Origin of the sequence: Jiangella anatolica (genome assembly GCF_003236295.1) — a bacterium.
GTDB classification, from domain to species: domain Bacteria; phylum Actinomycetota; class Actinomycetes; order Jiangellales; family Jiangellaceae; genus Jiangella; species Jiangella anatolica.
In genome coordinates, this window is the sequence record NZ_POTW01000005.1 from 73,830 (window position 1) to 95,406 (window position 21,577).

The following is a 21,577-nucleotide window of genomic DNA, read 5'->3' on the forward strand; positions in this document are numbered from 1 at the left end:
CGGCACCGGCCCTGATTCCTAGCGTGCTGGTCATGACGATCCTCCTGTCCGACCCGCGAGTCGCCGCCATCCCTGTCGAGGACGAGGGCGAGCCGCTGGTGGAGCTGACCGAACCGTTCGGCCCGGCCCGGGCGCGGGTGCGCGTCTCGCTCGCCCAGCGCCTCCTCCTCGCCGCCGGCCGCCTCCCCGACGGCATCGGGCTGCGCGTGGTCGAGGGGCACCGCAGCATCGCCGACCAGCGCGCGATCATCGCCCGCTACGCCGCCGAGCTCTCGGCGACGCATCCCGGCCTGGACCGCGACCTCGCCGAGCTGGAACGTCTCACCAGTCGGTTCGTCTCACCCGTCGCCGTCGCGCCGCACGTGGCGGGCGCCGCCGTCGACCTGACGCTGGTCGGCCCCGACGGGCGGGAGCTGGACATGGGCACCCCGATCGACGCCACGCCGGAGCAGAGCGACGGCGCCTGCTACTTCGCCGCGCGCAACATCTCCGCGAACGCCCGCGTCCACCGCGCCCTGCTGGCCGACGTGCTCGGGTCGGCAGGCCTGGTCAACTACCCGACCGAGTGGTGGCACTGGAGCTACGGCGACCGCTACTGGGCCCTCACGATCGGCGCGCCGGCCGCCCTCTACGGCCCGATCGGCGCGCACCTGGTGACGGCATGAGCGCCGCCCTCGCCATGGCTCCCGCACCCACGGTCACGACGACGAAGCCCACCCTCAGCACCGACCTCGCGGCCGTCGCGGCCAACACCCGCACCCTGATGGCGCACGCGCCCACCGCCGTGCTGATGGCGGTCGTCAAGGCTGATGGGTTCGGGCACGGCGCCGCCGACGTCGCCCGGACGGCGCTCGCGGCGGGCGCGACCCGGCTCGGCGTCACCAGCGTCGACGAGGCGCTGGCGCTGCGCGCGGCCGGCATCGGCGCGCCGATCCTCAGCTGGCTCAACCCGGTCGACGCCGACTTCGCGGCGGCCGCCCATCAGCACGTCGACCTGGCCGTGCCGAGCAGGGCGCACCTGGACGCCGTCATCGCGGCGGCAAGCGGCGGCCCGGCCAGGGTGCACCTGCACCTCGACGTCGGCCTGGCCCGCGACGGCGCCCCGCCGGCCGAGTGGGCCCAGCTGTGCCGCGCCGCCCGGCTCGCCGAGCAGCGCGGGCTGATCCGCGTCGACGGCGTCATGGGCCACCTGGCCTGCGCGGACGTCCCCGGCGACCCCTCCAACGCGACCGGCCGGACGCGGTTCGCCTGGGGCGTGGAGGTCGCCCGCGCGACCGGCCTGCGTCCCGTCCACCGGCACCTCGCCGCGACCGCCGCCACCCTCACCGACCCGCGCACGCACCACACGCTGGTCCGGGCCGGCGCCGGGCTGTACGGCATCGACCCGTCCGGGACGGTCCGGCTGCGGCCCGCGCTGACGCTGACGGCGCCGCTCGTGACCGTCCGCCGGGTCCGGGCCGGGACGCCGGTCGGCTACGGACACGCGTGGACGGCGCCGGCCGCCACGCACCTGGGACTGCTGCCGCTGGGCTACGCCGACGGACTGCCGCGGGCGGCCGCCGGACGGGCCGAGGTGCTGGTCCGCGGCCGGCGCCGCCGCGTCGTCGGCCGGTTCTCGATGGACCAGATCGTCGTCGACCTCGGCGACGACGCCGTCGAACCGGGCGAGGTCGCGACGGTGTTCGGCGGCGCCGACGGGGCGCCCACGGCGGCCGAATGGGCGCGCTGGGCCGGGACGATCGAGCACGAGATCGTCACCGGCATCGGTCCGCGAGTGACGAGGAGGACGCGATGAGCACCGGACGAGTGGCCGTGATCGGCGGCGGGCAGAACTGCGAGCACGAGGTCTCGCTGGCCTCGGCCGCCGCCGTCGCCGGCGCGCTGGAGACCGCCGGGTACACCGTCGTCCGGCTCACCATCGAGCGCGACGGGAGCTGGCGGCACGGCGACGTCGGCTGCCCGATCGACCTCGCCGACGCCATCCAGGTGCTGAGGACCTGCGCCGCCGCCGTCCCCGTCCTGCACGGGCCGCGCGGCGAGGACGGCACGCTGGCCGGGCTGTGCGACCTGGCCGGCGTCCCCTACGTCGGCTCCGGTGTGCTGGCCGGCGCGCTGGCCATGGACAAGTGGGCGACGAAGCTGCTGGCGGAGGACGTCGGCATCGCCACGGCGCCCGCCACGCTGCTGACCCGGTCGACGGCGCCCGGCTACCGCTGGACCCGCCCGGTCGTCGTCAAGCCGGTCGCCGCGGGGTCCAGCCAGGGCGTCTCGCTGGCCGGCACGCCGGACGACCTCGAGCCGGCGCTGGCGGCCGCGTTCGCGCTGGATCGCCGCGTGCTCGTCGAGGACGTCGTCGTCGGACGCGAGATCGACCTCGCCGTGCTGGGCCGGCCGGACGGGACCCGCACCGTCGCGCCCGCGCTGGAGATCGTCGCCGACGGGTTGTTCGACTACGACCAGAAGTACGGCGGCGACGCCGACTTCCGCGTCCCGGCACCACTGTCCGACGCCGAGCGCAAGGCGCTGGAGGACGCCGCCGTCGCGATGTTCGACGCCCTCGGCTGCGCCGGCGTCGCACGCGTCGACTTCTTCCTGACCGCCGGCGGACCGGTGCTCAACGAGGTCAACACGATGCCCGGGTTCACCGAGCAGTCGCAGGTGCCGAAGATGTTCGCCGCGGCCGGCGTCTCCTACGCCGAGCTGCTGGACCTGCTCGTCCGCGACGTCCTCGGGTGAGAGCCGTGGTTCCATTGCTGGGACACGCCCGCACCGACCCCGCCGGAGGACCCGACATCGCCGCGTTCGACACCGTCGCGCCGCCACCCGGCCCGGGACCGGACCGCGATCCGGGCGCCGACTGGCAGGCGTGGGTCCCGGACCTCGCGGTGGCGGCGGTCGTCGCGTTCCTCGGGCTGTTCGAGGCGGCGACGGCGTGGGTCATGCCGATCAGCCGGGTCGAGCTGGCGTTCGTCGCGATCGGCACCGCCGCCGCCGTCGGGCTGAGCCGCCGGCTGCCGGCCGCAGCGCTCGGGCTGGTCTGGGCGGTGTGCGGGGTGCAACTGGTCTTCGGCATCGACCTCATGCTGGTGCAGGTGACCATCGCCGCGGTGGCGTTCGGCACGGCCCGCTGGGGCAGCACGGCGACGGTGTGGCTGAGCGCGCTGTCGATCCCGGTCGCCGCGATGATCGTCGTCGTCATCGCCAACGCGCGCGGCCTCGGCGGCCTGGCGGACCTCGCCGGCAACGCGAGCCTCGTCGAGAGCCTGCGCGACCTCAGCATGACCTGGCAGGTCACCGGGGTCCTGGTGGGGACGGCGGCGCTCGGCGCACCGTGGCTGGCCGGGCTGGCGCTGCGGTACGGCGACCGTGCCCGCCGGTCGCGGGTGTCGCAACAGGCCGCCGAGGAGGACACAGCGCGCGCCGTCCGCGAGACCGGGCAGGCACGCGAGATCGCCCGGCTGCGCGAAGAGCAGGCGCGGCTGGCCAACGACGTGCACGATGTGGTGGGGCACTCGCTGGCGGTGATCCTGGCGCAGGCCGAGTCCGCCCAGTACCTCGACGACCCGCAGGCGCTGAAGGAGACCATGGCGAAGATCGCGACGTCGGCACGGACCTCGCTGCGCGACGTGCGGCAGGTGCTGACCGACACCAAGCAGCCGCCGGCCCAGCCGGCCGGGCTGGAGACGCTGGTCGACGGCGTGCGGGCCAGCGGGCACGAGGTGGTGTCGACGGAGATCGGCGTGCCGCGGCCGATGCCGCCGGAGCTGGAGGTCGTCGCGTTCCGGGTGCTGCAGGAGATGCTCACCAACGCGATCAAGCACGGCCGCCGCGACGTCCCCGTCCACGTCGAACGGCACTGGGAGGGCGAGCTGCGCATCGAGGTCCGCAACGTCGTCGCCGAGTCCCCGTTCGCCGCACCCGCCGGCACCGTCGCGGGCGGCGGCGCCGGGCTGGAGGGGATGCGCCGCCGGCTGGAGTCCGTCGGCGGCCGCCTCGACGTCCGCCGTCGCGACGAGGACGGCCGGACGACGTTCACCGCGACCGCGTGGGTGCCGGTCCGGGCGGGCGGCGCATGACCGCTGACATCCGGGTGCTCCTGGTCGACGACCAGGAGCTCTTCCGTGAGGGCGTGCGCGTCATCGTCGACGCTCAGGAAGGGATGACGGTGGTCGGCTCGGCCGGCGACGGGCTGGAGGCGGTCCGCCTCGTCGACCAGCTCTCCCCCGACGTCATCCTCATGGACATCCGGATGCCCGACATGGACGGCGTCGAGGCGACCCGGCAGATCTTCCTGCCCGACCGCGTCTCGCGGCGGCCGAACCCGGTGCGCGTCGTCGTGCTGACGACGTTCAACCTCGACGACCGCGCGGCGACGGCGATCCGCTACGGCGCCAGCGGGTTCCTGCTCAAGGACACGACGCCGCTGCAGCTGCGCGACGCGATCCGCACCGTCCACGCCGGCAACGCGGTGCTGGCGCCGCAGGACCTCGCGACGCTGCTGGAGGGCCAGTACCGGTCCCGCTCCGCGGTGCCGTCGGCGTACCTGTCGCTGACGGACAAGGAGCGCGAGGTGTTCACGGCGGTCGCGCGCGGGCTGTCCAACACCGAGATCGCCGGGCTCGTCTTCGCCAGCGAGTCGACCGTGAAAACGCACGTCGGCGCGATCCTGCGCAAGCTGGCGCTGCGCGACCGCGTCCAGATCGTCGTCTTCGCCCACGAGCACGGACTGCTCGACGCGCGTTGAGTCCGGCCCAGACAGCCTGACCGGCGGCAACGGTGCCGCATCGGTGTCGTTGGGGCGACAGTGATCTCACACCGTCGTCGCAGGGAGCAGGGCGATGTCAAGCGGCCTGATCAACCGCCCTGCGGATGACCAGGCCACAAACGATCTACGTCGACCACAGTCACAGGGATGGCGCCGTGATCACACCGTGACGAGGGCGGCTAGCCTGAGCCGATGACGACGCAGCCGATACCGGACCCGGCGGTGGTGGTGCTGGCCGGCGCGTCCGGCGCGGGCAAGTCGGCGTGGGCGCAGGCGCGCTACCGGGCGCCGGAGATCGTCTCCTCCGACGACCTGCGCGGCGTCGTCGGCAGCGGCCGGCACGACCTAGATGCGACGGAGGACGCGTTCGGGCTGCTGGACCGGATCGTCGCGGCGCGGGCCGGGCGCGGGCTCACCGTCGTCGTCGACACGCTGGGGCTGGACGCCGACCGGCGGCGCGAGTACCTGACGGTCGCCAGGAATGCCGGGCTGCCCGCCGTCGTCGTCGTGTTCGACACGCCGGCCGAGCTGTGCCGGGCCCGCAACGCCGCCCGCGACCGGCCGGTGCCCGCGCCCGCGCTGGCGAGCCAGCTCCGCCGAGCGGCGGCGGTCCAGGACGAGGCGGCCGGCGAGGGCTGGGACCTCGTCGTGACGGTCCGCGCCGACACCCCCGAGCAGCCGGCCGCGGCACCGCACCAGCCCGCGGCGCAGAGCGACGCCGACCGGCAGGTGATCCTGCAGGTCTCCCGGTTCCCCTGGGGCGACGACCCGGCCCGCTGGCTGAAGGACGTCGCCCTGGCCGCCGACGACGCCGGGTTCGCCGGCCTGGCGCTGATGGACCACCTGATCCAGATCCCGCAGGTCGGACGCGCCTGGGACCCGATCCCGGAGCCGTTCACCACGCTCGGGATGATCGCCGGCCTCGGCACCGGGCTGCGCCTGGGCCCGCTGTGCACGCCGGTGACGTTCCGCCGCGGCGGCATCATCGCCAAGTCGGTCGCGACGCTCGACGTGCTGAGCGGCGGGCGGGCGTTCGTCGGCATCGGCGCCGGCTGGTTCGGCCGTGAGCACGACGTGCACGGGCTGGCCTTCCCGGGCCCGAAGGAACGGCTGGACGAGCTGGAACGGGCGATCGAGACGATCCGCGCACTCTGGGCGCCGGGCACGAAGGCCCACAAGAGCGAACGGGTCAGCCTCCCGGAGACGACGTCCTACCCGCGCCCCACCGGGACGCCCCAGATCGTCGTCGGCGGGTCCGGCGACCGGTCGCTGCGCATCGCCGCCGAGCTGGGCGACGCCTGCAACCTGCGCACCGACCTCGCGCTCGACGAGCGGCTGGCAGTGTTCGAGAAGCAGCGCGACCGCACCGGCCGCGACGTCGCCGTCACCGTCCTCGACCTGCCCATCGTCGGCCGCGACCGCGACGACGTCTGGCGCCGGGTCGAGCGGGCCCGCGGCAACGCCCCGGCGGCCGCGTACGCCGCCAAGCACCATGCCGCGACGGCCGAGCAGACGGCGCAGCGGTACCGCGAGCTGTTCGCCCGCGGCGTGAGCACCATCTTCGTCGCCGTCCAGGACCTCGCCTCCCCCGACGACGTCCGCGCGCTGGCCCCGATCGCCACGCCCTGAAGCGATGCAGCGTCCGGCCACACCCGCGCGTCCTTGAGGGTGAGGAGGCGATGTGAGCCCTGACGACGAGGAGTTCCGCCAGTTCGTGGCCGGACGGTCGCTGGCCCTGCTACGCACGGCGTACGCGCTGACCGGCGACAAGGAGGCCGCCGAGGACCTGGTCCAGGGCGCGCTGGCCAAGCTGTACCGGCGCTGGCACAAGGTCGACGAGCCCGAGGGCTACGTCCGCCGGATCATCTACAACGACCAGGCCAGCCGCTGGCGTCGCCGGATGGTGCTGCGCGAGGACCCGGTCGGCGACGTGCCGGAGACCGCGCTGCCCGACCTCACCGGTCCGGCCGGCGACCGCATCGACGTGTGGCAACTGCTCGGGCAGTTGGCGCCGCGGCAGCGGGCCGTGCTGGTGCTGCGCTACTACGAGGACCTGTCCGAGCGGGAGATCGCCGCCGTCCTCGGCTGCTCGACCGGGACGGTGCGCAGCCAGGCGCACCGCGCCCTCGCCCGCCTCCGCGACCTGGCGCCCCAGCCGACACCGGACGGAGCCTGACCCGTGAACGTCGACGACCTGCTCAAGACCGCCGTGAACGACGCCGTCCGGGAGGTGCCGCCCGGATTCGCCGACGGCGCCATCCGCCGGGCCCGCCGCGCACGGCGCACCGCCCGCCTCGTCGCCGCGGGCGGGACCGCCGTCGTGGTGGCGGCCGCCGCCGTCGGGGCCTCTGTCATCGGCGCCAACGGCCCCAGCACCGGAGCCGACCCGGCCGGCCTCGGCCTGGTCGAGCTCGCCCGGCTCGACGCCGGTCCGGCACCGGAGGTGCCCTGGTACGGCGGCGACGCACTGCACTTCGGTGACTCGGCGACCCCGTTCGAGTACCTGGGCGGGCTGGAGAGCCCGCCGGCGACCATCGCCCGGATCAGCGGCGGCTACGTCGTGACACAGGGCGAGGCGGACCTGGCCCACGCGACGGTGACTCTCGTGCGCGACGACGGCGAGCAGATCGAGCTCACCACGGGCCTGGCCCAGCCGCCGGTCGTCTCGTCCGACGGCGAGCGAGTGGCCTGGTCGGTGCGGAACGAGGAGGTGGTCCGCGACACCCCGCAGACCTTCACCACCACCGTCACGGTCGCCGACGCCACCGGCGAGGTCGTCGCCCAGCTGCCCGCGTCGGCCAGCCCGTACGCCGACCCGGCCGGATTCCTGGCCGACGGCCGCCTCGTCCTGAACGCCGAGGTCGACGGGGAACCGGGCGTGTACGCCTGGGAGGTGGGCGACGACGCCATCACTCCCCTGCCGATCCCCGCCAGTCTCCTCGCCATGGCGCCGGCCGCGGACCTGGGTCTGTACAACGAGGGTGACGGCCGCTACGAGGTCGCCGACCTGGCGACCGGCGAGGACCTGTGGCGGTTCGAGGACGGCAAGGACGCGGCGTTCTCCCCCGACGGGCGATACATCGCCGGGAGCGACCGGCCGGACGCTCCCAACCCGCCGTTGGAGCTGGTGCTTCGCGACGCCCGCACCGGCGACGAGGTGCTGCGCGTCGCGTTCGAGTGGATCGCGCACAGGATCTGGGAGTCGCCGACGTCGATCGTCCTGAGCGTCGTCCAGGGCGGCGAGGCCGCGCTGGTCCGCTGCACCGTCGACGGCGACTGCGAACGGGTCACCGAGCTCCTGCCGGCCGACGCCGACCCGGCCCTCCTCGACAGTCCCTACCTCCTCTGAAGCGGCCGGCTCAACGGTTGCGGCCACGTGTGCGTCTAGACAGCGTGAGCTCGAAGGACGACGACTTCGCCGGCTGGTACGTCGCGCTGCGGCCGCGGGTGCTGCGCGCCGTCACCATCGCCGTCGGCGACCGGGACCTGGCCGAGGAGGCCACCGCCGAGGCGTTCGCCAGGGCACTGGCCCGCTGGCCGGCCGCCACGGCGTTGGACGCGCCCGTCACATGGCTGGTGACGGTCGCCGTCAACGAGGTCCGCTCGCGCTGGCGGCGGGCCCGGCTGGAACGGCGCCACCTGCACAGAATCGCCGCGGAGCCGGAACGGCACACCCCGGCCGCCGAGCCCCGCGACGACGCGCTGTGGACGGCGGTGGCGGCGCTGCCCGAGCGCGGCCGCCAGGTCGTCGCGCTGCGCTACGTCCTCGACCTCACCGAACCAGAGATCGCCACCGCGCTCGGGATCTCCCGGGGCACCGTGGCGTCGACGCTGAGCCGCGCCCGCCAGCAGCTCGCGGCCGCTCTCACCCGTGAGGAGTCTCAATGATCGAGTTCGACGACGATGCCCTGACCCGCGCGCTCGCACGCCTCCCGGTCGGCGAGTACGCACCGATCGAGCTCCTGCGCGACCGCGCCCGCCAGGCCCGGACCCGCCGCCGGCTGGCCCAGGCCGGCATCGCGATGACGGCGGTCGCCCTCATCGCGGTCCCGTCCGCGCTGGCCCTCGGCGGCGACGGCGCCGGCCGGCCGCAGCCCGCCGGGTCCGGCGCCGCGGACTGCCCCGCGACCTTCGCCGCGGTCGATGTCTCCGATGTGCCACCGGTCCCGGTGGACGACGTCTCCGACCTCCCGGAGCCGCTGCGGCTGATGTGGATGCCCGAGGCCGCACCCGACCCGGACCGGGTGTTCGCCGAGGACGCCTCCGCCCGCAACGCCGCCATCGACGATCGGCTCGCCGGCTGCCCGGAACCGGCCGACCAGAGCATCCTCGTCGTCCAGGCCGAGGGCGGCGTCGTCACCCGCAGCGTGCTCATCCTCCGCGCCGACCCCGAGTCCGTCGGCGCCGACGAGAGCAGCACGCTCACCGTCGACGACGTCGAGGTGCACCTCCAGCGCGGCGACGGCTTCGTCTACGCGTGGTGGGAGTCCGGCGACGCGACCTGGGAGCTGCGCGCCGACACGCTGTCCGACGACGAGATCGCCGAGCTGATCCGAACCATGCGGACCGACGGCGAACGCGTCGACGTCAGCGACTGGTCCGTGGCCGCGGACGCCGAGCAGCTGATCCAGGGCACCGGCCGGAGCGACCGTCCCGGCGACTACATCTACACCGCGGTCGCCGGCGACCTCCGCCTCACCGTCACCGACGAGGTCGACTCGATCTGGCTGCACGCCCGGCCCGGCTCCCGGGTGACGGAGTTCCTCGAACGCGAGGTGCTGGTCACCCCGCTGCCCGAGCGCGGGACGCTGCTGGCCTGGCACCTCCACGACGGGGACACCGTGACGCTGCAGGGGCAGGCGAGCGCCGAGGAGCTCCTCGCGATCGGCGAGACCATCGGCGTGACGCCGCCCGACGACCCGCGGTTCGACGCCTGGGCGCTCGGCGAGGAGGAGCCACAGCAGTGACGCCGGTCAGCCGCGCAGCGTCAGGTAGTCGGCGCGGTCGGCGAACACGCCGCGCATCTCGGCCGTCACCCCGGCCATGAACTCGTCGCGGTAGGTGGAGTCGGTGAGGATGGAGATGGCGTAGTACAGCCCGGTGAACGCCGCCATCCCACCGGCCACCCGCAGTAGCGTCTCCGTCAGCCGGACGGGGTGGCCGAGCAGGTCGAACCGGTACTCCCACGAGCCGGCCGTGCCGGCCCACTCCACACCGACGTCCGGGGTCAGCGCGAACAGCCCGAACGCGACGAAGAACGCGCCCACGCCGGCGGCGACGACGGCCACCTGCAGGATCTGGCTCACCACCAGCGTCAGCCCGACGTTGAACCGCTGCCGGCGCGTCAACGGCCGGGCGTCGGCGTTGAGGTCGCGCTCGAGCTGGCGCACCAGCCCCGGCGCCCGTACTGCCAGGAACACCAGCCCCAGGCCGAACAGCAGCCCCGTCACCACGAACACGAACGGCCGCGGCATGGTGCCGAACATCTGCCACATCTCGGCGTTGACGAACAGCACGAGCGAGAAGATCAGCAGCAGCGGCAGCGTCCGGACCAGCCGGCCCAGCGACGCCGCCAGCTCGTCGGCCATCCGGGTCAGCGCCCACAGCACCGTCGCGATCAGCCCGTACCCGACCACCAGGTAGATCAGCAGCAGGAACAGCGAGTTGCCGGCGAGGATGCCGAAGAACTGCCGCCACTGGCCACCGAAGATCACCGGCAGCAGCGCCGGGACCAGCACGAACGCCGCCAGCTCCGGCCGTCCGACCTCGCGCGGCAGTTCCAGGAAGCGACGGCCGCGGATCCGGTTCAGCACGCCGAACGCGACGATCAGGATGACCAGGCCGCCCAGCGCCGCGGCCAGGTTCAGCAGGAACGGCCACTCCAGTTCGGTCGCTCCCAGCATCTCGCCGAGGAACACCAGCGCCAGCCAGGGCGCCGCGCGGGTGAAGATGTCCTCGCTCGCGCTGTAGTCCTCGATGAACAGCGGCAGCCCGCTGCGCCGGAACCGGCGTTCGTAGTCGGCGAGGGCGTCGTGTGCGGCCACCTGCCGGACTCTACCGACCGGCGGCGTCGCGGGCCGGAAGCCTCACCTGGGCGGGTTTGGGTACGATCCGCCCGATAGGAGGTGCGGTGGACGAGCCAGGGTACGCCCGCAACGAGGACAAGGCCGACCGCTACGACCGGCACTGGAACGAACTGCTGCAGGAGCTGCGCATCGCCCAGACCGGCGTGCAGATCCTGTTCGCGTTCCTCCTGACCATCGCGTTCACCTCGCCGTTCCGCGAGGCCGACGAGTTCACTCACGACGTGTACGCGGTGACGATCGTGGTCGCGGCGATGTCGATGGCGCTGCTGATCGCGCCGGTCTCGCTGCACCGGATCGTGTTCCGGCAGGGCGTGCGCGACCGGATGATCCCGGCCGCGTCGCGGATGACCGCGGGCGGGCTGCTCCTGCTGATGCTGGCCGTGTGCGGCGGGCTGCTGCTGGCCCTGGACGTCGTGCTGCCGCGCTGGTTCGCCCTCGCCGTCGACGCGGCGGCGCTAGTGTGGTTCGTCGTGTTCTGGTACGTGATCCCGGCCCGCGTCCGCGCGCGGAGCGCGTCTTGACCCTCGTTCACCACCGGCACGACGGCGACGGCTGGGTGGACTGCGCCTGCGGGCAGCGGCACTGGGGCCGGTACGGCGCGGCCGGCCTGATGCTCGTCGACGACGAGCGCGGCGTGCTGCTGCAGCACCGGGCCCACTGGAGCCACCACGGCGGCACCTGGGGCGTGCCCGGCGGCGCGCGGGCGTCGGCGGAGACGGCGCTCGAGGCGGCGCTGCGCGAGGCCGCGGAGGAGGCCGCGATCCCGCCCGACGCCGTCCGACCCAGCCACGCCTGGGTCGAGGACCACGGCACCTGGTCCTACACGACGATCGTCGCGCGCTCGTCCCGGCCCGTGGAGGGGCGGACCGCGGACCCGGAGAGCCTGGAGATCACCTGGGTGCCGCTGGACGACGTCGAGGCGCTGCCGCTGCTGCCGGCGTTCGGCGCGATGTGGCCGCGGATCCGAGCGGCGGCGCCGTCGGACCTGGTCCTCGTGGTCGATGCCGCCAACGTGGTGGGCTCGCGGCCGGACGGCTGGTGGCACGACCGCGTCGGCGCGACCGCCCGGCTGCGCGACGAGTTGGGCCGCCTGGCGCCGGTGCCGCCGGCGGCGCTGCAGCTGCCGGCGGCGCAGTGGTGGCCGCGGATCGTGCTGGTGACGGAGGGCCGGGCCCGCGGCGTCGCGTCGCTGGACGGCGTCACCGTCGTCGACGCCCCCGGCAGCGGCGACGACGCCCTGGCCGCCGCCGTCGCCTCAGCCGTGGCCGAGCGGCCGCAGGACCACGTCGTCGCCGTGACGGCCGACCGCGAGCTACGCGCCCGCGTCGAAGCCGCCGGCGGCCGCAACGTCGGCCCGTCCGCCCTCTTCGAGATCACCCACCGCCGCGGCTGAGAGTCAGGCGGACTTGCGCTTGGCGGCGGCCTTCTTCGCCGTCTTCTTGGCCGGCTTGGCCTCCTTGTCGGCGGCGCGGCTCTGCTTGGCCTCCTCGACGCTGCGGCGCAGCGCCTCCATGAGGTCGACGACCTTGCCCTCGGCCGGCTCGGCCTCCGGCGCGGCGATGACCTCGGCGCCCTCGGCCTTGGCCTCGACCACCTTCAGCAGCGCCTCGCGGTAGTCGTCGTGGTACTCGTCGGGGTTGAAGTCGCCGGAGAGGGTGTCGATGTAGGACTCGGCCATCGCCATCTCCTGCTTGCGCACCTCGACGTCCTCGTCGAGGAAGTCGAACTCGGGCTTGCGGATCTCGTCCGGCCACAGCATGGTCTGCACGATCAGCGTGCCCTCGAACGAGCGCAGCACCGCCAGCCGCTCCTTGTTGCGCAGCGCCACCTTGACGACGCCGACCCGGCCGGAGCGCTCCAGCGAGTCGCGCAGCAGCGCGTACGGCTTGGTGTCGCCGGTCGGCTCGGCGTAGTAGGCGCGGTTCAGCGACGTCGGGTCGATCTGCGAGAACGGCACGAAGCCGAGCACCTCGACCGCCCGCGACGACGTGATCGGCAGGTCCTCGAAGTCCTCGTCGGTGAGCACGACCAGCTGCCCGCCGGGCAGCTCGTAGCCCTTGGCGATGTCGGCGTAGGCGACCTCGTGGCCGCCGGCCTCGCACACGCGCTTGTACCGGATGCGCCCGCCGTCGGCCGCGTGCACCTGCCGGAAGCTGACGTCCTTCTCCTGGGTCGCCGACACGAGCCGGACCGGGATCGACACCAGTCCGAACGAGATCGACCCCTTCCAGACCGTCTGTACAGGCATGTTCCACTCCGTCCGCCGGCCACCTCTACCGATGCGTGCCCAGTGCCATTGTTGCGCGTCGAGGCCCCGGCGCGCCTCCCCGCCCCCGTCCGGGCCGCGTGTCACGCTCGAAACATGAGGGCAAGACGAGATCTCAATGTCGCGGCGCCCGAGCTGCTCATCGGGTCCCTCACGGCCTGGTGCAGCGAGTGCGACGCGGAGACCGAGTTCGACAAGGTCCCGGGCGGCATGGGCGTGGAGTTCGCCTGCCGGGAGTGCTCGGCGGCGGTGTTCAACGGCGACCTGCCGCTGATCGAGTCGATCTTCCAGCCGATCGCTGTCTAGCGCCACGATCGTCGCCGCCTGCCTGCGTGACGGCCACGGCGGCAGCCCGACGGCGGTGCTGGACGACGGCCCGCTGCCCGACGCCGACCGGCGCCGCGTCCCGGTGCTGGCCGGCACGTCGCACGCGGTCTTCATCGCCGACGCCGACCCGGTGCGGCTGCGCTTCTTCACCTCGGCCGGCGAACTGCCCGCCTGTGGCCACGGCACGCTGGCGGCGCTCGCCGTGCTGGCCGGCCGGAGTGGCACCGACCTCGACGTCGCCCTGACAGCAGCCGGGCGCACGTTCGCCGGTCGGGCGGTTCGGACCGGCTCGCTGGTCACGGCGGAGTTCGACCCCGGGCCCGTCACGCTCCGCGACCCCGCGCCGGCCGAGCACCAGGACGTCGCCGCGGCCCTGGGCGCCGCGCCGGAGACGTTCATGGACGGCGCCGTCGTGGCGTCGGCCGGACGGCCGCGGCTGCTGGTCCCGCTCAGCACCCGCGCCGCCGTCGCCGCGCTGAACCCGGATCTCGACCGGCTCCGGGCCGCCTGCGACCGCCACGGCCTGCTGGGCTGCTACGTCCACTCGGCGCCGGACGACGACGGCCGGGTCGCCGCCCGCATGTTCGCACCGTCGATCGGCGTCCCAGAGGACGTCGCGAACGCCAACAGCACGGCCTGCCTCGCCGCCCACCTCGGCCGGCGCGTGACGGCGGATCTGGGCGACGCGCTCGGGCGGCCGGCCACCGTCACCGCGACGGTCCAGCCGGGCGGCGCGGTGCGCCTCGGCGGCACCGCAGCCGTCGTCGGACGCGGCAGCTCTGACGGCCTCAGGCCGCGGCCGCGGCGTCGACCACCCGGCCGTCGCGGAGCTCGACGGTGCGGTCGGCCTGCTCCATGAGCGCGGGATCGTGGGTCGCGACGATCGCCGTCATGCCGCGGCGGCGGACGAGGTCGTGGATGAGCGTCATCACCGAGGCGCCGGTGCGGGTGTCCAGCTGCGCGGTCGGCTCGTCGGCGATCAGCACCTCCGGGTCCCCCGCCAGCGCGCGGGCGATGCCGACCCGCTGCTGCTGCCCGCCGGACAGCTCGTACGGACGCTGCTCGGCGTGCCCGTCCAGCCCGACCAGCGCCAGCAGCTCGGCCACCCGGGCCGCCCGCGCGACCGGGTCCAGCTCCTGCAGCCGCAGCGGGATCTCGACGTTCTCGGCGGCGGTGAGGATGGGGATCAGCCCGAACGACTGGAACACGTAGCCGATCTGGTGCCGGCGGACGGGGACCAGTTGCTTCTCGCTCATCGACGACACCTCGAGGTCGCCGACGAACACCTGGCCGCTCGTCGGCCGGTCCAGCGCGCCGAGCATGTTCAGCAGCGTCGTCTTCCCCGACCCCGACGGACCCTTCACCACCAGCAGCTCGCCCGGGTCGGCGCGCAGGTCGACGGCGTTGACGGCGTGCACCTCGCGCGCGCCGCCGCCGAACACCCGGCTGACGGCGACCGCCCGGACGGCGTGGTTCCCACTCACTCGCGACCCTCCCGTTCGTCCGGCCACACGCCGATGTGGTCCGGCTCCAGCGCCAGCCGGACCCGGTCCTCCAGCCGCAGCGCGCCCACGAAGTCGTCGGGCAGCTGCAGCCGACCGGCCCGGTCCAGCACGGCGAACTCCTCGGCGATGTGCTGCTCCTGGCCGTGCTCGTCCAGCTCGGTGCGGCGCAGGATCTCCGTCGCCGTGCGGCCGTCGCGGATCTGCACCGTCCGGCCGACGTGCCCGGCGACGGTCTGGTCGTGCGTCACCACCAGCACCGTCACGCCGAACTCGGTGTTCGCGTGCCGGATCGCCTCGAACACGTCCGCCGACGTCGCCTCGTCCAGTTCACCGGTGGGCTCGTCGGCCAGCAGCACCCGCGGCTCGTTGACCAGCGCGACCGCGATCGCGACCCGCTGCTGCTCGCCGCCGGACATCTCGCCGGGCCGGCGGTCGCCGCAGTGGGCGACGCCCATCGCCTCGAGCAGCAGCTCCACCCGCTCCGCACGGGAGCGACGGCCGGCGATCGCGGCCGGGACGGCGACGTTCTCGGCGGCGGTGAGGTACGGCAGCAGGTTGCGCGACGTCTGCTGCCACACGAAGCCGACGGTGTGCCGCTGGTAGCGGACCCGCTCGCGGCCCTTCATCGTCAGCATGTCGTGACCGGCCACCTTCGCCACGCCGGCGGTCGGGGTGTCCAGCCCGGACAGGATGTTGAGCAGCGTCGACTTGCCCGACCCGGACGCGCCGACGACGGCGACCACCTCGCCGGCGTCGACCCGCAGGTTGAGCCCCTGCAGCGCCTGCACCTCGACACCCTCGGCGGTGTAGATGCGCACGAGGTCCTCGCACACGATGTCGCGCCGCTCGTCCACAGCAACGGTCATGTCTCGTCACCTATCCGTAGGATCCCCGCCGGCGACAGCCGCCGTCCCGTCAGCACCGACACCACCACCGCCACGCCGACCACCAGCACGAACACGAGCATCACGACGCCGAGCAGGCCGACCGGCAGGTGCACCGCCGGTTGCTCCCCGCCACCGGTCAGCGAGCGCAGGTCGATGCCGGAGAGCACCGCCCAGGGCAGCGCCACGCCCAAGGCCAGCCCGGTGACCAGCGACACCGCCGCCACCGGCGCGGCCTCCCAGACGACCAGGCCCTCGCTCTGCCGCCCGGACAGCCCCAGCGTGCGCAGCTGCGACAGCAGCCGTCCGCGCGACGGCGCGCCCACCACCATGGTGAGCACCACGGCGGCGGCGCACAACAGGCCGGTCAGCGCGATCGCGCCGACGATGGCCCGCGCGGTCCCGTCGTTCACCGGGCCGCGCAGCGCGGCGGTCGCCGACTCCGGCGTCGTCACGATCCGGTCGCCCACCTCGGCCGCGACAGCCGACGCGCTGCCACCGGAGGCGAGGTCGACGAACACGAGCCGCGGCGGGATCATCGTCACGCCGGCGTCCTCGAGCACGCCGCGGTCGGCCAGCATCCACTGGCTGCCGACGGTGAGCCCGGGGACCGCGCCCGCGGTGCCGGCGACGACGGCGTCCAGCCGCTCGCTCAGCGCCAGCCGCCCGGTCGCGCCCTCCTCGACCAGGCCGTCGGCCACCAGTAGCGGGATCGCGCCGTCCGGGCCCGGCTCGGTCAGCCCGGCCGGCAGCGGGTCCAGGGCCGACCCGCCGGCCCGCACCGCGTTCAGAGCGGCGACGTCGACGACGTACAGCGGGATCTGGCTGTCGACGGCGCCGACCTCGAGCAGCGTCGGGCCCGGGTCGACGAGCGGCGCGACGGCCTCGACGCCGGGCAGCTCCGCGACGGCGGCCAGCTCGGCCTCGGTCAGCGGCGCACCGGCGATCCGGACGTCGGCGCCGACCTGCTGCCACGCGGTCTGCTCGATCCCCCGCTCGGTGGTGGCCCAGACGACGGTGGAGAACGCGGCGATCGACATACCGACGACCAGCGCGAGCATCGGGACGAACCCGGCGACCGGGTCGCGGACGGCCCGTGCGGTGCCGAGGTAGGCGACGGTGCCGCGGCGGCCGCCGAGCACCCGGCCCAGCGTCGCCATCGGCCGCGGGTACAACCGCATCACCAGGACGCTGGCGGCCAGCGCGAGCAGCGGCGGGGTCGCGGCGGTGAGCGGGTCGACACCGGCGCCGCCGGCGTCCAGCCCGCGGGCGTTGAGCGTGGCAGCAGCGGCGACGGCCGCGCCGACCGCCAGTCCTTCGAACAGCTTGCGGGCCCGCGACGACCGGCCCAGGCCGAGGTCTCGGCGCACGACCCGCAGACCTCGAGGCCGCGCCGCCAGCGGCAGCAGCACGGCCGGGGCGAGCCCGACCAGCAGCGGCAGCACCAGCCCGGCCGTCCCGCCGACGCCGTCGGTGAAGCGCCCGGTCAGCACCGTCGCCAGTGCGGCGGCCGGCAGGCCGAGCAACAGCCCCTCCACGACCATCAGCAGCCGCAGTTGCAGCGGCGAGGCGCCGCGCGCGCCGATCAGTGCCAGCGCGGACCGGCGCCGCTCGATCATGAGCCGGGCGGCCAGCGCCAGCACCGCCAGCGCGACGCCCAGCGGGCCGGCCGCGACGACGGCCATCACGGCCCGCGCGGTGTCGTGGCGCTGCGACACCTGGTCCAGCACGTCGGTCGAGTCGGTGGCGAGGATGGGGGTGAGCGGCGGGCCGCCGGGCGCGCCGGCGAACGCCGGCGCCGCCGCGACGAACCGGCTCAGCGCGTCGCGCACCCGCTCGGTGTCCGCGGCCCGAGCGGACGACACGTCGACCGGGTACCACAGCCGGGTGCTCATCGGCGACCCGAGCGTCGGCGCCAGCACGTTCCACGAGTTCGGCTCGACGTACGCGGCGGCGGTCAGGGTCCGGCCGAGGTTCCAGTCGTCGAAGACCGCCGGCTCCGGCGCGCCGGTGTGGTGCGCCCACGCCGGTGCGCCGGGGTCCAGCGGCTCGAACACGCCGGACAGCCGGTACGACAGCGCCGACACGGTGATCTCCGGGCCGACCGGCAGCTCGGACTCGATGACCTCGCCGACGGCCCAGCCGAACTGCTCCGCGGCCGACCGGGACACCATGACGTCGACGACGGCCGGCTCGCCCGGCGCCGGCGGCTCCGTCGCCGGGGCGGGCGCCTCGCCCTCGACCACGCGGGCCGTCTCGGCCCAGTACGGGTCGGCGGTCGGCAGCAGGAACGTGCTGGCCTCCACCGCGCGCCCCTCGATCTGCACCGGCGGCGCGGTGACGACGAACCGGCCCGGCCCGGTCGCGTCCCGGATCCCCGGCGCCTCGTCGCGGACCCGGGCGAGGCTCCGGTCGAACGGCGCCCAGACGTCGTCGCCGACGGCGCTCGGCGGCGGCTCCGCGACCACCGCGGTGACGTCGCGCAGCGCCGGCGGCGTCCGCTCCATCACCGTGTGCAGGTCGTCGGTGAACACCTGCTCGGCCAGTCGTGGCAGTGCGGCGGCCACCAGCGCGAGCACGAACACGACGCCCATGACGACCAGCGCGGCGACGCGGTCGGCGAGGAACTGCCGGCGGAACAGCCGGCCGGTGCCCAGTCGCAGTCCCGGTCGCGCGCTCATCGCCGCTCCTCCCCGGGCATCGCGACGGCCGCGTCGTGCCCCGCTCGCGACGCCTGTAGCAGCGCGACGGCGGCGACGACCGCCGTCAGGACGACGCCGAACAGCGCCAGCGCGCCGAGGCTGGCGCCGGCGACCGGGTCCAGCGCCTCCGGCACCCCGGACGTCGCGGCCCGGGCCAGCACCGTCACCGTCAGCGCCGCCACCAGCAGCCCGCCCGCCGCGCCCGCCACCATCGCCAGCACTCCCATCCCGGCCTGCTCGATCCGCCGCGACCGGGCCTGCTCCGACGGCGCCACGCCGACGACCCGCAGCACGGCCAGCTCGCCGCGGCGCTGCCGTCGCAGCGTCGCCGCAGACGCGACCGCGCCGATCGCCGTCAGCACGACGGCCGCGGCGGCCACCGACCAGAACGCGGGCACGACATGCCGGGCGAGGCCGTGGTCGAGCAGCTCGGACCGGACCGTCTCGCGGTCGGTCAGCTGCGCCGCGCCGGTCAGCCCGGCCGCCTCGGCCGCCGCCGCCAGGTCCGCGGTGCCACCGTCGGCGCGAAGCCACACCTCGCTGATGCGCTGCGGCAGGTCGGCGGTGCGCAGCAGCGTCGACGTGATGCTCGGCAGGTCGGCGACGAACGCGACCGGGTCGGCGACGCCGGGCACGACCGGCACCGTGCCGGTGACCAGGAGATCGACCCGGCTGCCGACGAGGTGCATGGTGACCGGGTCGCCGGTGCGCAGGCCGAACCGGTCCATCGCGGCCTGCGAGGCGACGACGGGTACCGGCTGGTCCGTCACGGCCTGCGGCGTCACGCGGACCTTGCCGCCGGGCTGGAACGCGACGGTCGCGGCCGACAGCGGCGACACCGTGCCGGGCTCGGCCTCGTCGATCCGGTAGCTGGCCTCGACCTGCGGCGCCCACGGCCCGGCGCCGTCCAGCGGCACGACGGTGGCGGGACCGGACGCGCCGGCCGCGCGCAGCTCCGTCACGGCGACCTCACTCGCACCGGTCGCCGCGAGGGTGAGATCGGCGGCCACGAGCGTGCCGAAGCCGGCCGGAACGGCCGCGACGCCGTTCTCGACGACGGCCTGGGCCAGCACGCCGTCGACGTCGGCGAGCAGCAGCGTCGCCGCGGCGACGCCGGTCGTGTCGACCTCCAGCCGCTCGCTGCCCTCGGGCAGCTCCAGGCCGATCAGCGGGGCCTGCTCCGGCGTGACGTCGGCGGCCACCCGGGCGGCCGGGAACACGTCGTCGCGGGTCTCGACGACCGTGCCCAGGCCGGCGGCCGGCATCGCCAGCAGCGCCGCGCTCTCGTCACCGATCCGGGCGCCGGCGGACAGCACACCGACGGCCTCGCCCGCGCCGCCGACCTGCCCGAACGGCGTGGCCGACTCGGCCGGGCGGGCCGCCGTGAGCGGCCCGGCGCGGTCGAACGTCACCCGGACGTCGGCGCCGGAGCGGACGTCGGCGAGATCCTCCTGCAGGCCGGTCCAGGTGGCCGAGTAGGACGCCGCGAGCACGCCGGCGCCCGCCGTCACCACCACCAGCACGACCACCGACGCGTACACCGGCAGCCGCCGGGTCACCTGCCAGGCCGGCAGCAGCAGTCCGAGCCGGCGCCGCCCGGCCAGCGCCTTCTCGGCCAGCGCGAGCGGGAACGGGACGGCGAGCAGCGCGATCGCCGCGCAGGCCAGCAGCGCCAGCGCCGGTCCAGGAGTAGCAAGAAGGTCCGCGCTGCTGCTGTCGGAGGCTCCGGAGCCCGAGCCGTAGCGGCGCAGCTGCCAGATCGCGACCGCGGCGGCGATCAACGCGACCGCGGCGAAGGTCCAGCCGATCGCGCCGGTCGCGCGGCGGCTGGTGAACGCGACGGTGTCCTCGACCCGGCGGCGCGCGGTCGCGACGGCGCCGGTGACCAGCAGCGCGAGGGTGCCCGCGGCGACACCGGCGGCGCACCAGGCGGCCACCCCGGCGCCGACCTCCGGCCCGCCGCCCGCCCGCAGCGCGAGCACCGTCGCCGCGGCGCCGAGCGTCGCGGCCGGCAGCACGACCGCCACCGACTCCAGCACCGACCACCACACGAGCTGCGCGGCGGACAGCCCGCGCGAGCGCAGCAGCGTGGTCTCGATCTCCCGGACGACGCCGAGCAGCCGGGCCACCTGCGCGCCGGCCACGACGGCGACGGCCACCAGCACGACCAGCGGCACCGCCGAGACGCTGGCGCCGCGGTCGACGTCGGCGTCCAGCGCGGCGGCGGTCGCGGCCAGGTCGCCGCTGATCGCGACGCCGTTGACGTCGATGCGGTCGTCCTCCAGCGCGCCGGGCAGCCCGGGCAGCGCGGCGGCCAGCCCGTCGACCTGCCCGGGCGTGATCTCGTCGGCCAGCGGGGTGATCCGCCAGCGGGCCCGCGGAGACGCCTCGACGGCGGTCAGCGAGTCCTCGGTGACGACGAACGGCCCGTACGCCGAGCCGTCGACGCCGGTCACCTCCAGCGGCTCGCCGAACCAGAACGGGTCGGCCGGGTCGGCCGGCAGCCAGGTGCCGGTGACCACCACCCGGACCTCGCCGACGGTGATCTCGTCGCCCACCGTCAGGCCGAGCGCCTCGGCGGCGGTGGCGTGCAGCGCGGTCTCCGTGTCGCCGACGGCGGCCGCCGAGATCGGCTCCGGCCACTCGCCGCTGGCCAGCTCGGCGTGTTGCTCCAGGTCCTCGTAGGCGACGAGGACGCCGCGGGCGTCCTCGTCGCTGCCGGGCACCGTCAGGGCGTCCTCGCCGCCGGCCAGGCTGCGGTGGACCGCCAGCGGCGCGCCGCCGGACCGGTCGTCGACGGCCGCGCGGACGGCGGCGTCCTGATCGGCGGGGTCGGCGCCGAGCCGGGTGACGGCCTGGACGGCGGCCTGCGCCGGCGGCGCGTCGCGCAGCGCCTCACGGACGCCGTCCTGGCTGGCCACGACCAGGTAGCCGATCAGGCCGGTGGTGACGGCGGCGACCACGAACACCCAGGCGGCCACCGTCGCGACGACGGCGGCATGGGCACGAGCGCGCTTGACCCGCATCACCTGTACCAGCCGT

At 75.1% G+C, this 21,577-nt stretch carries 20 protein-coding genes; 14 read left to right on the plus strand and 6 right to left on the minus strand.

The window, feature by feature from the left end:
* The first annotated feature begins 32 nt into the window (after window positions 1–32).
* The 10 genes from C1I92_RS03280 (at window position 33) to C1I92_RS03320 (ending at window position 9,732) form a co-directional block, all read left to right on the plus strand.
* Window positions 33–665 (plus strand): M15 family metallopeptidase, encoded by a 633-nt coding sequence (locus tag C1I92_RS03280; RefSeq protein WP_111253286.1) that lies wholly within the window; start codon window positions 33–35, stop codon window positions 663–665.
* Complete coding sequence (gene alr, locus C1I92_RS03285) at window positions 662–1,795, plus strand: alanine racemase (protein WP_199520910.1); 1,134 nt, start codon at window positions 662–664, stop codon at window positions 1,793–1,795. The genes C1I92_RS03280 and alr overlap by 4 nt, the downstream gene beginning before the upstream one ends.
* A complete protein-coding gene (locus C1I92_RS03290) occupies window positions 1,792–2,736 on the plus strand; it encodes a D-alanine--D-alanine ligase family protein (protein ID WP_111253238.1) in 945 nt (314 codons plus the stop codon). The genes alr and C1I92_RS03290 overlap by 4 nt, the downstream gene beginning before the upstream one ends.
* 5 nt (window positions 2,737–2,741) lie before the next feature.
* The gene (locus C1I92_RS03295; RefSeq protein ID WP_146605004.1) at window positions 2,742–4,076 is read left to right on the plus strand and encodes a sensor histidine kinase; all 1,335 of its coding nucleotides are present in this window, start codon (window positions 2,742–2,744) and stop codon (window positions 4,074–4,076) included.
* Window positions 4,073–4,744 carry a response regulator gene (locus C1I92_RS03300; protein WP_111253288.1) on the plus strand — a complete coding sequence of 224 codons (672 nt, stop codon included), beginning with the start codon at window positions 4,073–4,075 and terminating at the stop codon, window positions 4,742–4,744. The genes C1I92_RS03295 and C1I92_RS03300 overlap by 4 nt, the downstream gene beginning before the upstream one ends.
* Window positions 4,745–4,957: 213 nt before the next feature.
* On the plus strand, window positions 4,958–6,394 hold the full coding sequence (locus tag C1I92_RS03305; protein ID WP_111253240.1) for an LLM class flavin-dependent oxidoreductase: 1,437 nt from the start codon (window positions 4,958–4,960) through the stop codon (window positions 6,392–6,394).
* A 52-nt stretch (window positions 6,395–6,446) separates the two neighbouring features.
* Window positions 6,447–6,941, plus strand: coding sequence for a SigE family RNA polymerase sigma factor (locus C1I92_RS03310; RefSeq protein ID WP_111253241.1), 495 nt, complete (start codon window positions 6,447–6,449; stop codon window positions 6,939–6,941).
* Between the two features lie 3 nt (window positions 6,942–6,944).
* Window positions 6,945–8,114: a hypothetical protein gene (locus C1I92_RS33625; protein WP_158563958.1), complete on the plus strand. Its 1,170-nt coding sequence runs from the start codon at window positions 6,945–6,947 to the stop codon at window positions 8,112–8,114.
* Between the two features lie 44 nt (window positions 8,115–8,158).
* Window positions 8,159–8,653, plus strand: a complete 495-nt coding sequence (locus tag C1I92_RS33630) for a sigma-70 family RNA polymerase sigma factor (protein WP_158563960.1) — start codon at window positions 8,159–8,161, stop codon at window positions 8,651–8,653.
* Window positions 8,650–9,732 carry a hypothetical protein gene (locus C1I92_RS03320; RefSeq protein WP_111253242.1) on the plus strand — a complete coding sequence of 361 codons (1,083 nt, stop codon included), beginning with the start codon at window positions 8,650–8,652 and terminating at the stop codon, window positions 9,730–9,732. Before C1I92_RS33630 ends, C1I92_RS03320 begins: the two co-directional genes overlap by 4 nt.
* A gap of 6 nt (window positions 9,733–9,738) precedes the next feature.
* Here C1I92_RS03320 and C1I92_RS03325 read toward each other — a convergent pair whose 3' ends face one another.
* Entirely contained in the window at window positions 9,739–10,809 is a 1,071-nt protein-coding gene (locus C1I92_RS03325) for a hypothetical protein (protein ID WP_111253243.1), read from the minus strand.
* A gap of 86 nt (window positions 10,810–10,895) precedes the next feature.
* Between C1I92_RS03325 and C1I92_RS03330 the strand changes: the two genes are divergently transcribed.
* Together C1I92_RS03330 and C1I92_RS03335 are read left to right on the plus strand one after the other, a co-directional pair.
* A complete protein-coding gene (locus C1I92_RS03330; RefSeq protein WP_111253244.1) occupies window positions 10,896–11,372 on the plus strand; it encodes a DUF6328 family protein in 477 nt (158 codons plus the stop codon).
* Window positions 11,369–12,244 (plus strand): NUDIX domain-containing protein, encoded by an 876-nt coding sequence (locus C1I92_RS03335; RefSeq protein WP_199520911.1) that lies wholly within the window; start codon window positions 11,369–11,371, stop codon window positions 12,242–12,244. Before C1I92_RS03330 ends, C1I92_RS03335 begins: the two co-directional genes overlap by 4 nt.
* Window positions 12,245–12,247: 3 nt before the next feature.
* Here C1I92_RS03335 and ku read toward each other — a convergent pair whose 3' ends face one another.
* Window positions 12,248–13,099, minus strand: a complete 852-nt coding sequence (gene ku / locus C1I92_RS03340) for a non-homologous end joining protein Ku (protein WP_111253245.1) — start codon at window positions 13,097–13,099, stop codon at window positions 12,248–12,250.
* 114 nt (window positions 13,100–13,213) lie between these two features.
* Here ku and C1I92_RS03345 point away from each other — a divergent pair, with 114 nt between their 5' ends.
* Window positions 13,214–13,423 carry a hypothetical protein gene (locus tag C1I92_RS03345; RefSeq protein ID WP_146605005.1) on the plus strand — a complete coding sequence of 70 codons (210 nt, stop codon included), beginning with the start codon at window positions 13,214–13,216 and terminating at the stop codon, window positions 13,421–13,423.
* Window positions 13,424–13,478: 55 nt separating this feature from the next.
* Window positions 13,479–14,303 carry a PhzF family phenazine biosynthesis protein gene (locus C1I92_RS03350; RefSeq protein WP_111253247.1) on the plus strand — a complete coding sequence of 275 codons (825 nt, stop codon included), beginning with the start codon at window positions 13,479–13,481 and terminating at the stop codon, window positions 14,301–14,303.
* On the opposite strand, the gene C1I92_RS03355 is transcribed toward C1I92_RS03350, so the two are convergent.
* Genes C1I92_RS03355 through C1I92_RS03370 form a run of 4 tightly spaced genes read right to left on the minus strand, consistent with a single transcriptional unit; the run spans window position 14,233 to window position 21,561 of the window.
* On the minus strand, window positions 14,233–14,928 hold the full coding sequence (locus C1I92_RS03355; RefSeq protein WP_199520912.1) for an ABC transporter ATP-binding protein: 696 nt from the start codon (window positions 14,926–14,928) through the stop codon (window positions 14,233–14,235). The genes C1I92_RS03350 and C1I92_RS03355 overlap by 71 nt on opposite strands.
* Window positions 14,925–15,815, minus strand: a complete 891-nt coding sequence (locus C1I92_RS03360) for an ABC transporter ATP-binding protein (protein ID WP_111253249.1) — start codon at window positions 15,813–15,815, stop codon at window positions 14,925–14,927. Before C1I92_RS03360 ends, C1I92_RS03355 begins: the two co-directional genes overlap by 4 nt.
* Complete coding sequence (locus C1I92_RS03365; RefSeq protein WP_111253250.1) at window positions 15,812–18,514, minus strand: FtsX-like permease family protein; 2,703 nt, start codon at window positions 18,512–18,514, stop codon at window positions 15,812–15,814. The genes C1I92_RS03360 and C1I92_RS03365 overlap by 4 nt, the downstream gene beginning before the upstream one ends.
* On the minus strand, window positions 18,511–21,561 hold the full coding sequence (locus C1I92_RS03370) for a hypothetical protein (protein ID WP_111253251.1): 3,051 nt from the start codon (window positions 21,559–21,561) through the stop codon (window positions 18,511–18,513). The genes C1I92_RS03365 and C1I92_RS03370 overlap by 4 nt, the downstream gene beginning before the upstream one ends.
* Window positions 21,562–21,577: the final 16 nt, after the last annotated feature.